Origin of the sequence: Myxococcus sp. AB025B (genome assembly GCF_006518215.1) — a bacterium.
In the GTDB taxonomy this organism is placed as follows: domain Bacteria; phylum Myxococcota; class Myxococcia; order Myxococcales; family Myxococcaceae; genus Myxococcus; species Myxococcus fulvus.
This window is the reverse complement of record NZ_SRLW01000661.1, coordinates 1-938: the sequence shown is the minus strand read 5'-3', so window position 1 is coordinate 938 and position 938 is coordinate 1. Positions and strand designations below refer to the sequence as shown.

General features: G+C 68.6%; 1 pseudogene. It reads right to left on the bottom strand.

Annotated elements, in window-relative coordinates:
• Positions 1–127: 127 nt before the first annotated feature.
• Positions 128–938 (bottom strand): annotated as a pseudogene (locus FL311_RS44745) (IS21 family transposase); the annotation flags it as partial.

Here is a 938-nt window from a genome sequence, read left to right as displayed (position 1 = left end):
GCGGCGCATCCGCTGTCCTCTTGAGGCCTCGTGCCTTGACGTTTTGCGCGGCCCTGACGCGTGCACCGCACGCATCCGGACTGCTGCTGGAGCACCGCGAGGCCGTCCTCGGCGCCCAGCGGGGGCTTCAGTGGTAGTAGCCGGAGCCGCGCACGTTGCCGTGCGCAGGCAGTGCCTCGGGCCGCGGCTCTTGCGTCACGGGCTCGCGGTCGAGGTTGTTCTTGAGAATCGCCACGACGCTCTTGTACGTGCACGCCCTCAGTCGCAGCGCCCGCGCGCACGCGGCTTCAATCCTCTGCGGCTCGTACTTGCGGTTCAGGTGCAGCAGGCCCAGGCAGGCCCGGAAGCCGTGCTGGGCGTGCACCCGTCGACGAAGGATTTCCTCCACCAGCGCCGCGGTGGCGGGCCCCGTCTTCTTCGCCCACTCAATCAGCCGCGGCGGCGTCCACTCCGCCTGGGCCTGGTGGGACTTGGGCATGTGTTCGCTCTGGGTAGTGTGGCCGCCCCGCTGGAAGCTGCGCACGTGCGAGGTGACGCGCCGTCCGCCCAGCAGCAGCTCGACGGTGCTCGCCGTCGCACGCAGGTCCAGCTGCTTGCCCACCAGCTGGTACGGCACGCTGTAGAAGTGGTCGTCGAATTCGACGTGGTAGTCGACGTGCACCTTCGGACGGGCCCAGTCCGCGTACTCGTATCGGCGTGCCGGCAGCGGCCTCAGCGCGGCCCGCTCCATCTCTTCGAAAACCTCTCGTCGCGACTTCTTCAGCTTCTTCATCGGCCGACTATTGAGCTTCTCCAGCAGCGGCCTCACCGCCTGGCGCACCTCCTCCAGCGAGAAGAAGGTGCGGTGGCGCAGTGCCGCCAGAATCCACCGCTCGGCCAGCAGCACGCCTTGCTCCACCTTCGCCTTGTCCCGGGGCTTGCGCACTCGGGCCGGAATC